Annotated in this window: 6 protein-coding genes; all 6 read right to left on the bottom strand. The window is 63.9% G+C overall.

What is annotated here, in order from left to right; all coding sequences use genetic code 11:
- Positions 1-35 precede the first annotated feature (35 nt).
- A complete protein-coding gene (locus HT579_13525) occupies positions 36-2,126 on the bottom strand; it encodes a DEAD/DEAH box helicase (GenBank protein QKS29837.1) in 2,091 nt (696 codons plus the stop codon).
- Positions 2,123-8,524: a DEAD/DEAH box helicase gene (locus tag HT579_13520; protein QKS29836.1), complete on the bottom strand. Its 6,402-nt coding sequence runs from the start codon at positions 8,522-8,524 to the stop codon at positions 2,123-2,125. The genes HT579_13525 and HT579_13520 overlap by 4 nt, the downstream gene beginning before the upstream one ends.
- Before the next feature lie 8 nt (positions 8,525-8,532).
- Positions 8,533-8,808: a hypothetical protein gene (locus tag HT579_13515; GenBank protein QKS29835.1), complete on the bottom strand. Its 276-nt coding sequence runs from the start codon at positions 8,806-8,808 to the stop codon at positions 8,533-8,535.
- A gap of 130 nt (positions 8,809-8,938) precedes the next feature.
- A complete protein-coding gene (locus HT579_13510) occupies positions 8,939-9,361 on the bottom strand; it encodes a HEPN domain-containing protein (GenBank protein ID QKS29834.1) in 423 nt (140 codons plus the stop codon).
- Positions 9,348-9,683, bottom strand: a complete 336-nt coding sequence (locus tag HT579_13505; protein QKS29833.1) for a nucleotidyltransferase domain-containing protein — start codon at positions 9,681-9,683, stop codon at positions 9,348-9,350. Before HT579_13505 ends, HT579_13510 begins: the two co-directional genes overlap by 14 nt.
- Before the next feature lie 95 nt (positions 9,684-9,778).
- Positions 9,779-14,977 (bottom strand): class I SAM-dependent DNA methyltransferase, encoded by a 5,199-nt coding sequence (locus HT579_13500; GenBank protein ID QKS29832.1) that lies wholly within the window; start codon positions 14,975-14,977, stop codon positions 9,779-9,781.
- Positions 14,978-15,063 lie beyond the last annotated feature (86 nt).

Raw genomic sequence — 15,063 nt, 5'->3', positions numbered from 1 at the left:
GCCAGCACCGGCACCTGGCTTCGTTCCCAGTCCGCCTAGTATCGGACAAGCGTCACCACTTTCCTGGCTCGCGTCATGGCCACGTACTGAAGACGCTGAAGATCATCCGGACGCGCTTTCAGGCCGCGGCAATCCCGGGGGCTCAACAAGACCACTTCATCGAATTCAAGACCCTTGGCACGATGCATCGTCGAAATGCGCACTGACCTCGAATCTGGGTTGTCACGCTCGTCCGGACCCAGGAGCGTTGTCGGTAACTCTGCAGCCCTCAAGGCCCCCTGGACCGCCACGGCATCGTGCCGGGTAGGCACAATCACACAAACGGAACGTGCTTCGGCCAGGCCTGCCTGAACCATCGGGAGCAAGCTGGAGAGCGCGTCTTCCAGATGCTGGAAAGCAAGCGTCCTCGGGATCGGCCCGTGGGAAAGCGACTTGTAGCGCCTGACCTCATCGGAGCCTTCGTCGAGATCATCGACCCCACAACCTTCCAGCGTGGCAACCGCCAGACGACGGATTTCCTCCGTGGTCCGATAGTTGAGGTACAGCTTGCGCGACCGGCCTCGGATATTGATGCCTGAGGCACTCATTGAAGCGCGATTCCGGGGGTAGATGCGCTGATGGCCATCGCCGACAAACAGGAGATCGTTGGGCGCTGCCGGCACCATCGCACGTAGCAGCCGCAGCGCCTGCGGTCCGAAATCCTGCGTTTCATCAGCGATGACCGCAGAGTACGCTGGTGGTTTGTCCCTTAGCAGGGCCGCTGCATCGCGATAGGCGTCATCGACCTCCTTCAGCTTGCGACTGGCCAGTTGCGCCCGGTATTCTTCAAAGACGGGCCAGATCGCATCACGCTTGCCACGCGTCAGCACCACACCTCGCCCCGTCCTCCTGGCCTGGCGATAGTCATCACGCGAGTTGATCCCCTGCGCGAGAACGACGCGCTCAAGCTCATCCTCGTAAAAGTCTGGCGGCAAGGCAAGGCTGGTGTCCTGGAGCGCCAGCGCGCGTTGCCAGGCTTCCGCCGCTTCCCCTTGCTTGCGGTTGTAGATGATTTGATGATCGTACTTGTAGCGTCGAAGAAAGCCATGCACCCAGGCATCGAGATTCTTCACCTCGATCTTCTGCATCACACCAGGACTGCAGAAGGTCTTCAGGTTTTCCTCGATGTCTGCCGCCAGATTGCGCGTGAAGGTCGTGAAGAAGACCTTCTTCTCGGCCGTGGCCCGATTCTCGGCCAGCCATTTCGCCCGATGCATCGCCAGAACCGTCTTGCCGGTCCCCGCGCCGCCCAGTACCCGCATGGGGCCGCCACGATCGCCTTGCGCCAGCTTGCGTTGGGTCGGATGCAGGAAAACCCGCCACTGCGCAAGCGGCGAATTCAACATGGCCGCCATCGTCTCCTCATCCGCGACCACCACGAAGCGGGATTGCGATTCGGCTGTCTCGATGGCCGTTGCGAAGTCCTCCGTATCGATTGGGCGGTCGACACGAGTTTCCCGCGAAATCAGCACATCGGACACGCTATCGCCAGCCGCAATCAGGAACAAACCCTCATAGGCCTCAACCGGCAGCAAGTCTTGCACGGCATCCAGCTCGAACTCGGTGCGAATCGATCTGACTTGCCCGAGGAGTTCCTCCGGAGTGCCGATGCTCAGCAGGTCCGCGTCCGACAGAGCTGCAAACATCGGCGTCTGCGCTTGTTCCAACGGCTGCGCTTGCAGCTCAACGCCCGGTCTGGGCGCCGCTGTCAGACGTGCCTGCTCCAACGCGGGCTCGACCAGGCTTTCGACCGCAAACACCTGCAGCGCACCGGTCGTCGGGTTCACCGCGACGCGTCGTCCCTCCGCCCACCGGTACGCATCGTCATGGTGATCCACGTACATCAGCACGTAAACGTCCCCGGCTGGGGGTTTGAAGACAATGCCGCGCCAGTCCTGGTCGATACGGACAGACTTCAGGTTCCTGTCACGGGCACCGTTGATGGGCTCGTAGTTGATGCCACTGGCCGTGGGATCACTCTGAAAACGCAAGGCCCATTTCAGCACCTTCCCCTGCACGGCGGCGGCCAGCGTGGCCAGATTGGCCAGAAAATCCTGCGCCAGCGCCACCTTTGGTTTGAAAGTCATTCCTGGCTCTCCTGCTGTGTGTCTTCCTGCACGCCATGTTGACCGAGTACATCAGCCAACTGCTGAGGCCACTGACCATCGGCCATCCATGTCTGCCATCCGTTGGCCTGCCAGACGGCTGCACTGTCCGCCTGGGCTGGCATCAAGAGTACCCGCTTCTGCGCAACCCAGGCCAGTTCGGCTTCGGCGACCACATCGCCAGCTTGTTCCAGTTCGTAACCCACCTCGTCAGGGGGTGACAAACCGGCATCCATCAAGACCAGCAATCCCTCGGCCAGCGAACTCATGGCCTGTTCGATGACCGCAGCCCAGGCGGCCGCGTGCGCTGCCCCCTGCGCGCTGGACGCAGGAGAGGCACTCGTGGCAAAGCCGAGCACGCGATGATCAGCGGCGTCCAGCCCCGCCTGTGTGGCGAGCAGAAAACCCGGCAGCGTCTGGAAGATATTGAACAACCACAACCAGCGCCGCCAGACCAGATGCCGCTCCGGCTCATCTTGGAGACGCGAGTCGTCGAAGATGACGAACCCGGGGCTGACCGGAATGGCAACCGACAGGTTCGCCAGCTCACCCGGCCACCAGTAGCGCAGTTTCAAGGAAACATCACTCACATTGCCACAGGGAACACTCCGGGCGGGATGCTCACAGGGCAGGTTATCCAGCCCGTTCCAGAAGTTCAGTAACTGGTTTCGCGCTTCTTCGAGAAGAGCGTCCTGTGGGTGGGGGACCATGCGGAAGGCAGTGGCGCCCGCATGCCGGGCCAATCTGCCGACCTGTTGATCCCCTCCCTCTCCAGCTGGCTTGCCCAACCACTGCATCAGGACAGCCACGGCGTGCCGCGTCCAGAGGTCGTCGTCGAGCAGTGAACGCAGTGGGGGCGGAAGGGCTCCCTTTTCGTTGAAGCACATCGCCTCCAGGCAGTCCGCCAGGCTCGTATCCAGCGTCCCGTCAATCGCGGCCTGGACATCCTCCCAGGTCAGCGACCAGACCCAGAATCTGCCGCTCGCGACCAGGGCACTGCGCTTGTGGGCATCTTCTCGGGTCGAGGCCTGATGGTGGGCCCAGCCGTCACAAAAAACGGCGATCGGGCGCCTCGGCGATTTGCTCTGCGTCGGCCAGAGCACGAAGTCGGGCCGACAGGCCGCCTTGATCCCCTCGTTGGCCCCCAGATCAACCTGCGGCTCGACCCAATAGCGCTGCTCGCCGACCTCGAGCAAATAGCCCGACTTGCCCTGAACAATATCCTGCACCAGCTTCACGAACGGCAGCCCACCCACCCCGCTCAGGCGGCGCAGGCTCTCGATGAAACGCGCCTCGAGTTCCGAGTCAAAGTTGGGATTGATGTAGATGTCGGCAACCGAGGCAACGCGCTCAAGCTGCCCGAGTCTTTCGACCAACTCCTCGAGCAGCAATCGCGCGCGATCGCGCGAGACCAGCGCCATCGCACGCCCCAGCCGGTACTGATACACGCATCGGTAGCAGCCATCCTTCTCGGCATCGGCATTGCAGGAACACGCGGCGAGGTGGGCCAGCGCCAGGCGCAGCAACTCGACCAACGTTTGTGCCTCATTGGCCAGCAATTCGTGCAGGTAGCCCGTTCCGCCCGGCACCGAGTCGTAAAGCAGCACGTACTGCCGATTCGCGGCGCCTTCCTGACCCTTCTCCTCCTGCGTCAACATCCGCAGGTGATCGACCTTGCCGCCAAATCGCTTCCTGAGACCAATCCGCAGGGCTGCCATGAAGGACTGAACGGAGGCTTCATCGACCCCCGAACGGGTGTAGGGTACGAGAATCCGCAACGCTTCCGACGAGAACTCACGGTACAGGTAGAGGCAGTCGATGAGGTTGTCGGGGTCATCGCTACCCCGTTTCTCGCAGTCAAAGGCATGGAACTGAGCCAGCTCGCGTTCGCGGGCATTGCGCGGCGCCCTCTGGATCTGCCCACAATGCTTGCAGAGCTTGAACCCCGGGCGCGGCCTCTGTTGTCCGGCGACGGCGTAAGACTCGCCGGGTTTGGTGGGCTCGCCAAAATTCACATCCCGGAAGACCACCCGCTCGATGAACTCGAAACCGAAAGGCAGGTCCGGCGCAGCCAGCCGATACGCCTCCCTGATATCCCTGATCTCGAAATCGGCCAGCATCTGGCGTACGTAGAACTTCGGCTCACGATCTTCAGCGCTGTCGTCGATCCGCACTTCGGTATCGTTGCTGTTGGCAATCGCCTGCCTGAACCGAAGCAACTGACGTTGCTGGGAAACATTCGCCCACATCGGGTCGCCGCAGCGCGGACACGAGGCATGGCTGTCGGCATGGATCTCCAGATTCTCCATGTGCTGGCAGGTTGGGCACATACGCCACGTCTCGAGCGACGAAAGACCGACGTTGATCTGGTCGATCTCGACCCGGCGCTGGTTGGCATAGAAGACGTTCTCCGGTGCAAATTCCGAGAGTGCCGATTGTGCCGGTCGTTCATAGCGTTCGGCCGGCAATGAAATGTACGTCGTCGAGCCTTCCGGATCGTCGCTTCCCTTCTTCCGCCAAAGTAGCGACTTCAACTCGACCCCTGCCTCGGGGAAAGCGTAGTTCGGGATCAGTCCCGCATCGGTGAGGGTGTTCAGCAAGTCACGCTGATTGATCTCCTTGACCAGTTCCAGGGCTTTCTGCCGCTCGCGCTCGAGATGGGCGATCTCATCCCGGCTGGCCTCATCCTGCGGACGTGCCTTGAGTGACTTGATCTGCTTCCTGATCGACACCCCGCGATCACGGTGCGTCTTGCGTTCCCTGGCCAGCTCCTCGAGCAGCTTGCTCAGGCGAAGACGCAGGGCATCGTCTTCGTCGTTGCCCTGCAGGAAGCCGCGCAGGCGAACCGCGACGCGATCATCGAGGTCTGCCCCGAGCAGCGCCATGAAACCGCTCAGCAGGCGCTCTTCGTGCGCAAGGATGTACTCCAGAAAGGTGTAGGGAAAACGCGTCTGGTCGAGGCTGTCGCGCGCATTGAGCGCGTCCCGGGTCTTGTCTGGCAGCGCGCTATCGGCAATGCCGGAGCCGACCCAGTCATCGAGACAAAAGGCAAACATCTGCCGGCGCAGCACTTCGGCAGCCTTCAGGAAAATACCCGGCGGAGCCACCTCGCCCTGCAACATCTCGTCGGTGTCGGCAAAGAAATACAGGTCGTGCGGACTCGCGCCATCGGCCAGGGTAGCCGTGAAGGCATTGCCATCGCGCCGCCCGGCGCGGCCGATGCGCTGCAGGTAGCTGGCCTGGTTCGGCGGGACGGAACAGAGCAACACCGACGACAGATCGCCGATATCGACCCCCATCTCGAGCGTGGGCGTTGCCGACAACAGGTTTTCGTACCAGGGGAGCGGATGCCTGGCCTTGAACCGGCGTTCCAGGTCCTCGCGTTGCCCCCCTGGCAGCAGGCCGGTATGTTCGGCTGAAAACACCCGGCGCAGGTCACCGCGGCTGAAGTGCCGGGCCAGCCAGCCGCCGGCGTCGAGGCGTTCGGCATAGGTCTCCTGCGCTGCATCCAGGCAGGGCATGCCCAGAAGAGCCGCCGCAGCATCGTCGGGAACGGTCAGCGCACGCTTTCCCTGCGCCGAAACCAGCCGCGCCAGCCGGGTTTCGATCACCAGTGCCGCCGGATTCAGGGCCACCACATCGACGGGTTGTGCCACGATGCGCAGCACGACGCCTTCCTGAACCAGTGCATCGATCGCCCGAGCGTAGATGGCCTCGTCCGCTTTGCCTGGCAGCAACCCGTCCGCCCCCAGGGTGGCCAACAGCCAGGTCTGAAAGAAGGTCGGCGCCTGCGGATTCACCAGGTGGTCAAATCCGCGCTCCCGCCCCAGCGACAGGAAAACCGGGCGCGGCGTACGCTCGCCCATGCCCGGCAGCCACTCGCCACGTCCCTGCGTGCGCGTGAAGGCGAATAGATTGCCGTCGCGTGCATAGGCCATCAATTCCGGCATGGCCACCGCGCCACGCTGTCGCAAGTGACAGACAAAGCCCCAAAGCCACTGCACGACGGTCCGCCGGACGGCATGGCGAATGCCAAAGACTTCCTGCAGAACCGGCAACAGCGCATCGGCTGCCCGATCGATATCGTCGAGACGGGGAGCCAGCGTCGCCTTGCCAATCGCGTCCAGATTGCGTCCCCGCCGACTGAGGTAGGTGAATTCGGCAAACGCCTGCCAGCGCAAACGCTTCCTGACCCGCTCTGGCAAGTGGCTGTCCTTTGGCAAATGGTCATGCGCCTGCATCGATACCGCCCAATCGCGCTGCCACATCATGTTCGGACCGATGAACTCCGCGACGAATCGCTCCACAGGCATCGCCAGTGGTGAGTCCGTCTCCTGCCACAGGCTGGCCGCCCGGTCGAGAAACGTATTCCAGGAACACTGCGGCGTGGCAAGCTGGTCGATGACCTGCGCCAGACCCGTTCGCACCGTGTTGAGGTAGGTGCGCGCAGTGAAGAAGCCCGCCCGATGCGCGGCATCCTGCACCGAATCAGAGAACGCGATCAGCTTCTTGTCGTCATTGAACGGGCTGGCCCAGGTCTGCTCGATCGTCACCGCACCCAGCGTCGCGTTGCGCGCGCCGAGCAGGAGTTGCCGGAACTTGCTGCCACAGGCCGGACACGCCGGATCGTGCCAGGTGTGCGAGACACCCGCCTTCGTCGTCGTCGTCCGACTTGCCGTCACCCGGAAGACCTCCACCAGATCACCGTGGCCGCAGGCAGCGCATTCCCCGGGGCCACCCTGCAGATGGCCGCACTGCGTACAAACGCGCTGCACGATGCCGTCGCACAGGGGCCGGCGCAGGCCCGCAGCGCAATACAGGCGCAAGGCCTCTGGCTGCCCGGAGAACCAGGTGTTGTAAATCTCGTCAAGATCGGTCGACAGCCTGGACTGGCCGTTTGGCAGACGGCTCAACCAGCCGGTGGTGTGGCAATCGGCACATTGCAGCAGTGGCAGATAGAGCTTGCCGGGCTCGCGTCTGACGTCGCTTTCGGCGCGCAGCTCGATCTTGTTCGGGTCACTGCGAAGCTGCGTGACCATGCGCCGCAGTTCGCGCATCCACAGTTGCACGCGCAATGTGACCAGCGGCTGGCCGTCCGGATGGCGGGCCCAGGCGACGAGCACCAGCAGGGCATCGAGCACCCTGCCAATGTGCGGTCGTGCCACCTCGGGCAGGGGACCCTGCATCTGCGCCTGAAGCTCGCTCAGCGAGACGATGCGGCCTCTGATCAGCTTCAGCAGGTTGATGAACAACAGGTGCTTCTTGAGTGCAGCGCCGAGTGCGCTGCGCCAGGCGAGGTCGTTGACGTCGACCGGCGGCGTCACGCCGGGGAAGAACAGGCGGAACCAGGCGTCGACCGCCGCCGCTTGCGATCGATAGCGATCGGCATCGAGCAGCGCAGCAAAGTCGGGGCGGGGATGGAGCACATGCTCGATGACGCTGTTTCCCAGGAACTCGATCTCGTCCAGGCGATTTTCCGTCACCACCGACTCGGGCGGAAAATCCACCCCGAAAATCTGCCGGGCGTACTCGCGCAAGGGCGCGGTATCGGAGTTGCCGCCCAGGGTCGCCGAAGTCCCGGCACAGATCAGATGCCCGGCGGGGGTCTTCAGGCGGGCGCGCAGGCGGCGCAGCAGCAAGGCCAGGTCGGTCCCCTGGGCACCGTCGAAGGTGTGCAGCTCATCGACCACCACATAGCGCAGGGTCTCGGCCGTGTTCCTGGCCCACAGCAGCCGATCCCTGGGCCGAATCAACAGGTAGTCGAGCATCTTGTAGTTGGTCAGCAGGATGTCGGGCGGATCCTGGCGCAGCGTTTCCCGGTCGGTGATGACGCTGGTCGCGGTCATGGCCGGCAGGCCCTGCCCGTCCTTGCCCGGCCGCCCGCCGATGAACAGGCCCACCCGCAGCCCCTTGAATGCCGGTGTGCGGGCAATCACCTGCGCAAAACGCCGCGCCTGGTCAGTCGCCAGCGCGTTCATCGGGTAGATCACCAGTGCCTTGATACCCGCAGCGCCGTCACTGCAGGCACGCGCGCAGTGATCAAGCAACGGGTACAGGAAACACTCGGTCTTGCCGCTGCCGGTGCCGGTGGCGATGAGCGTCCCGGCCGCGTCGAGCCGACTCGCCAGTCGTTGCCACGCCGCTTCCTGATGGACGTGGCCGGGATGCTCCGTCTCGAAACTCCCGAAAAAGCTCCTGCCCCGAGTGCCGGTTCGGAACGGCAGCCCGATCTGGATATAGGGGCCTTTCAGCCAGCGGCTCTCGTCGTCGGTGAATCGCTGCATGATGCCGGCGAAGAGGCGGTCGGAAGGTTCGAACCCTGTCGTCAGGAAGTGCTTCAGGCCATTCTGGATCTCGCGCGCGAGCAGTGAGGGCAACATGGGGGTGACTATCTCTGGCTGGCGGCAAGCACGTTTTCAAGATGGCTGATCAGCGCATCCAGCCGTTCTGATCGGGCGGCGTTCCTGCAGCGGTTGTAGTGATACGACAACTCACCAATGACCTCGGACACCACCAATGGGTTGAAGCGGATCCATTTCTTCCGGGGGTTCCTGAGATCCGCCAGGCTCGTTTCGTCCGTCACCCAAAAACAGGCCAGATCGAGGATGAGCTTCTTCTCGTCGGCGTGCAAATCGATTTCGATGAATTCGGTCTTGACGTTCATGGACATTGCTTCGCTGTATTCGGGAACCCCCCATGCGTGGCGTCAACGCCGGCTGTTACCCCCACTATTGCCCCTACCAGGGAGTAGTTACCCTTTCTTTCACCTGTTACCGAGCCTGAACACGGGTCGGTCACCGCCTGTCCCGCTCGCGCGTTTCGCCCACGGTCGCCCCGATCAGTCGCGCGACGGTGCCGAGCAACTGCTGCACCTCGTCGATCACGGCCCTCCGGTCGATCGGCGCCTCGGTCTCCATCAGGCCAGCTTCGTAGCGGGCCTGCACGGCGAAGACCGTGTACTGAACGAGTGGCCAGAACGTACTGACGTCGCTCCCGTTCTCTTCCAGCAGGCCGAGCAGGCGCGACAGGTCATGGGTCAGCGGGAACGACACCGACCGGGCGGCCAACCACGCCTTGAGCGACTTCTCGATCGCCTGCTGCGCGTGAAAGCCGAAAATCTCGTCGGCGAACAGCGGATGGTCGAGCATGCCGCGCAGGGCATCGAAATCCTTGCGCGCCATGCGCAGCAAGTCCTGCGCGTGATCAGCCGCGTGCATGCAGGACCTTTCCTTCACGTTGGGCACGGCCGACGATGTGGTGCGGAGAATCCTTGAGTCGCTCGAACTCGTCGCGGCTATAGAGCAGCAAGTCCTTGGCGATCGCCAGCCTGCGCACGGCCAGGTACAGGCGCGCCGTTTCCCGGCGGCGACTGCGCTGTGGGCTGAAGGGCTCACGCTCGACGATCAGGAGATCGACGTCGGAACCCGGTCGGGCGTCCCCACGTGCTCGCGAACCAAACAGGATCACGGCATCGGGATCGGCTTCGCGAACGATCGTATCGACCATCTCGCGGATCAGCCTATCCTCTTCGCTTGGCATGCCAAATACCTCCTTCATCCAGCACCGAACCGGTCTGTCCCCGCAGCGCCCCGGGGGATCAGCGAAGACTCGCGCTGACACGATCAGGCCGCGATTCATTGGCGGCTATTGTGCTCGAAAAATGCCCACGCGATGCGGTAATCGGCTTCGCGGCTGGCGAGGGCGAAGGGGGCGGTGTAGCTGCGGGCTCGGGTTTGCGGGCCGCCGGGCTGTGTGTCGTCGAGAAGGCTGGTCGTGACGGTGCTGCCGGCGGGCAGGGTACCGGCTTGCTGCAGGGCGTGGATATCGTCCCAGCCATACTTGCCGGTCTGGCTGCGGCCATCGGGGGTGGTGAATGTGACGTCGGCGGTAGCTCGACCGCCCTTGCGCGGCAGGCCGACGCCGACCAGGCCCTTGCTGTTGGTGAACACGATGCGGCCGGCCAGGTCGTACCAGGTGTCGCGCTCGTAGCCCTGCATCACCGGGAACTGGACGCGGTAGATCAGCAGCAGTTCGTCGAGGGTGAGGCCAAGGGCCTGGGCGACCAGTACGTCGATTTCGACCAGCGCCATGCGGCGGGCGTAGTCGGTACGCAGGGCGCACTGGCGTTGCCATTCGGGTGTGAGCCTGGTGAAGAAATCCTGCGGCAGGCGCGGGTTGTCGGGTTGGCTCCAGCGCTGGGTGCTGAAGGCGGGGGTGAAGACTTCGGCCCAGAGCGGGGCGTAGTGGGTGGTGAGGCAGTTGAGGGCGAGGGCACGAACTTTGATCGAATCAACTTCAAGAAACGGCAACCGATCTAAGGTGGTAGACCACAAATCTGGCAAGCCTGTTGATTTGACGAAAAAATCGAACACGCAACTGGCGGTGAGACCAGCAAGGGTTACCAAGCGCCCAGGATCGCGAAAGGCCAGGGAAATAACAGTATTGATATGTCCAGCATCTGGCGGAATTAGCGTCGAACTGAGCGTTCGCTCCGATGAAGGGCCAATTCGACGCCGATGCATATACCGAAAATACTCCGTCACCCGCTTCTGCCGCCAGCGTTGCACGGCAACCGGTTGGCCTTGCTCGCTGGCGTGTTGGGCTTGTTCTTCCGCAGTGAGTTGATCCCACGGCAAGGTCAGCTTTTCGGCTTCGCTCCAGCTTACGCGAGGAGTGCGGCAGGCGTACTCGGCGCGGTCGGCCATCGGCCGGTAGTTGCTGCGCGGCAGGTAGTCGTCGGGCAGGGTTTCGAGGTCGAGCGGATCGTAGTGGCCGTTGGCGCTGCAAACGGCGCGCGGCGTCTTGTTGAACGGGTTGGCGAGGAAGAAATGTGGACCGGAGAGCACCCATTCTTCTGGCGTCGCGGCAAAGGGTGCGCTGCGGTCGGCATTGCGGATGATGGTGCCGTCGTTCTGCTGCATGGTTTCGTGCCACATTTCAGTCGAGAAATACTCGTCGCCCAAGTCAGCCAAGCGGCGTGGATAGGCCGCAAGCTTGGCGAGCACGCTGGAAAGCTGGCCCGCATGCAGCGCCGGCAATCGCGCGCGGCGCGGCAATGTGCCGGGTTCGTCGTACAGCCGGGCGAAAACCGCCAGTTGCTCGTCGGCGACGCGGACGATGCGATCGGCGTGGCCGGCAGTATTCCATTTGCCCTCTTCGTTCTTGTAGCCACCGACCGCACCGACGCCATCGTGCGCGTAACAGGCATCCACCGTGGCAGGGGAGAACAGATTGGCGAGCTGGTCAAAACGCGGCTGCGCTTGCGGCGGACCATAGACGTTGATGCTGTACTTCGTGTGGTGATCAACTTCAGCGAAAAGCTGCAATTCGTTGGTAAACTGCAAATGCGCCCGCAACCGCGCATACACGGCTTCCCTTAGCGCCCCACCCCGCGGATCGTCATACGGCCCCTCTGGATGCAGGTAGCCCACCACGCCGCGCTGCCCGGCGAGCATCCAGCCAACGGGCAGGAAGCACTTGTAGAGATTGGTCTGCACGCCCTTGAGCAGCGGATAGTTCTGCTGCGCGTTGAGGTAGTTCTGCGTTGCTTCGGCCTCCTCGAGTTCGGCCGTCCACTCCGCCTGCAGGCCGGGAAACTCGTCGAAGGCGGCGCTGCGCTGCTGCGCCAGTTCGGTGGCGCTCAGCTTGCGGATCGCGACCAGCGGGTTGCGCTCGCCGAGTATCCCCGCTTCGTTCCATTCGACCTTGAGCCACGGCGGATTGCCGACGACCAGGTCGAAGCCGCCACGCTTGGCGAAGACATCGGCAAACGTCAGTTCCCAATGCAGAAAGCGCCTTTGCCGGGCAACGGCCTCGACCGTCGCCACCCGCGAAAAATGGGTTCGCAGCCTGCTGATCCGCAGTTGGCCAAATTTGTCGTGCAGTTGAGGCTGCGGCGGCGCGGTTGCCAGCATCGGCTGCACCGCGCCAAACAGCGTCGCCTGGACTTCCGGCAGGAATGGTTTCGCCTCCGGCGCGGCGCTGAAGTCCATCGGGATCTGCGGCGACAGGTCGACGATGTTGCCTTCGAGGATGGCGCCGACCTCCAGCCACCACTGCTCGCGGCTCGGCAGCTCGGCGCTGCGGGTGATCGGCCAGAACCACAGCGCGCACCAGTAATCCATCACCAGCTTGAGGCGGCGGTACGGCGTGGCGTGGTCGTCGTCACGATTGAGCAGGCCTTTGCTGCGAATGGCTTCCTTTTGCGCGCGTGAGGTGAAGGTGCGTTTGCCCTCGCCCCAGCCCTCTCCCGGAGGCTGAGGGCGCGAATCGTGCGGCCAGAGCGCCAGCGGGTCTTCGGTGCGCGCGCGATCCGCCTCGACGAGCTTGACGTGCTCCGACCACAACTGGTCGATGGCTTCGGAAAGCTGCAGCAGGCGCCGGATCTCGTGCGCTTCGAGCGGCTTGTTCATCGCCGTGCGCCAGGTCTTGAGTCGCGCGAAGTCCGCCGGGTAGAGCTGCCTGGCCACCTTGTCGGTGTAACTCGCCATGCCGGGGTCGGGCAGCAGGAAGTGGTAGACCTCGTCGGGGCGGCGAACTTCGCCCTCTCCCCCGGCCCCTCTCCCGCTGGCGGGAGAGGGGAGAAAGGCGCAGCGGCGCGGCGGGGTGTCGTGCCAGGCGGGTTTGCTCCCCTTTTGCAGGAGGGCCGCGGCGAAGACCTCGCGCCTTGCGCCGATCAGGCTGTTGCCGGAAAAGAGCTGGTAGCCGAACCACGGGACGCGGGCGGCCCTGGGCGGCTGGCCGGGCTCGGCCGGTTCGCCGTAGATGGCATTGAGCCAGAGGCTGACTTCGGCGAGTTCGGTGGCGATGGGGTTCAGGTCGACGCCATGGACATTGCGGTCGGCCAGGTACATTCGCGTCTTCTGCAGCTCGACGGTGTATTGCTCGTGCGGGATGCGGCGCTTGAGCTCGGCCTGCTTGCGCTCGAGGTACGCTTCCGCCAACTGATTGACCGCTTCGTTGAGGAACGCGGCGCTGCCCATCGCCGGTTCGACGACGGTGAGGGCAAGGATGTCGTCGGCGGTCTTGTCCTTGAGCAGTTCCTTGAGCGCGTACTTCACCAGGCAACGGGTAAGCGCCTGCGGCGTGTAGTAGCTGGCGCTCTTCTGCCGGTCCCGCCCGGCCAGGCGATAGATGAAGGTGTCGCGCGGGTAGACGCGCAGCTTCCTGTGCCCCCGCTCGTCGAGGTCATGGACGCGTTCGCCGGGTTTGTACTGGTCGATGCGGCTGGCCGGTACGAACCAGGCGCTGTCCATCAGGTCGGTGCTGCCGCCGCCCTGCTGTTCACCCTCACGGTCGCCCTCTTCGTCGTCCTCGTCGCTGGTGCTGGCTGACGCCTTCTTGGGTTCCGGCTGAACCTCGTAGAGGTCTTCCGGGGCAAAGAAGCCGCGATAGGAGAGCAGCGCTTCATAGACGGCGCCCAACTGGTTGATCGACAGCAGTTGATAGCTGACCCGGCCGCTCTTGTGCCCCTTGCCCTTGCCGCTCGACAGCGACATCAGGCGAATGACGCGTTGCCAGACGTGGTTGGGGAAACGCACCTGGTTGAGCAGCGGCGTTGCCTCGGGATCAAACAGCTTGCTGTCGAGCGGCGCCAGCGCAAAGGCTTCCTTGGCGCTGCCGGCGAGGACGCTCTGCTGGGCGACTGCGCCACAGCCCTGGCCGATCAGCGAGAACAGGCGGCGCAGCGTGGCGTCGAAAAAGAGGCCGTCGCGGGCAGCGGCGGTATTGAGCGGCGTCAGTTCGAGATCGCGCAGGGACTCGAGGCTGTAGCCCCGGGCGTAGATCTCGCTCTTCTGGATCGGCACATAGCCGAGGTCGGGACGCGCTTCGATGTAGAACAGGAACAGCAGGCGATACACCAGGCGCAGGCATTCGAGGCTCAGCTCGCCGGCGTCGACGGCGTCCTTTCCTGTGTAGAAGCCTTGCTTGCCGGCCTGCGCCTTTTCGCGCAGTTGTCGCACCGCTTCATTGCCGAGCGCCTCGATCGCTTCGCGCAGCGCGTACTTGAGGTCCTCGCTGACGCCGAAGGCGTGCTTGTGGGCGTTTTCATCGAGGCCATCGAGCAGGCTGGCGCCCTGATTCGGCGCGAGGCTGTCGTGGTGCAGCAGGGCGGCAGCCGCCTGCAGGGTGTGGTTTTCCTTACGGTCGAGGATTTCGCTCCAGTCGAAGCGCAGCAGGCGATTGTTCGGCCACTTGTAGCGGTCGAGCAGCAGCCATTCCCTGAAGCCGACCAGAATGACGTAGCGCGGCGGCTGGTCGGTGCCGAACAGCGCTTCGGTGAGGATCTCCAGCCAGGAGAGTCTGCTGAACGCCGGCGGGATTTCCTGCCCGCCATAGTGGGCCGCAGTCAGACGATGATCGAGCGGGTCTTCGTCTTCGCGACCCGGCTGGTAGGCCGGCACGATCAGCAACTGCGGCGCCTGATGCGCTTCGCCGAAGGCGGCCCAGATGGGCACCGGCATGCCTGCCTGCAACTCGATCTGCCGGGGGTTGAGCGGGTAAGCGAGGGCCTCGATCAAGGGGGCGTGCAGTTGCTGGTGGGCCTGCAGCCGGTCGCGGTCTTCGCGCAGGCGTGCCTGAGTGGCGAGCGCGGCAAACCACTTGCCGCCGAGACCGGCGAGGCGTTTGTGCGGCGCCCGGCTGTCGGCACGAACCTCCGCAGCGGCTTCGCCGGCGGCGGGCGATTGGGCGGCGGCTTCCTCGGCGGCCTGCCAGCTCTCGATCCGGGCGCGGATGTCGCCCTTGAAGACTTCGGCCAGGTAGTGGTGGCCATAGAACTCGTTCTCGTTGGCGATGCCGGCGAAGCTCTGGACGGTCTGGGCGACGGACATGTGGCAATCTCGGCAGGGGTTCAGTCAAACGGCGCGGCTAACTCGCCTCTCCGGCACTCGGGAGAGGAGTTGGGGGAGAGGGCCGC

Source organism: Candidatus Accumulibacter similis (genome assembly GCA_013347225.1).
GTDB lineage: Bacteria > Pseudomonadota > Gammaproteobacteria > Burkholderiales > Rhodocyclaceae > Accumulibacter > Accumulibacter similis.
This window is presented reverse-complemented; position numbering and strand designations above follow the sequence as displayed.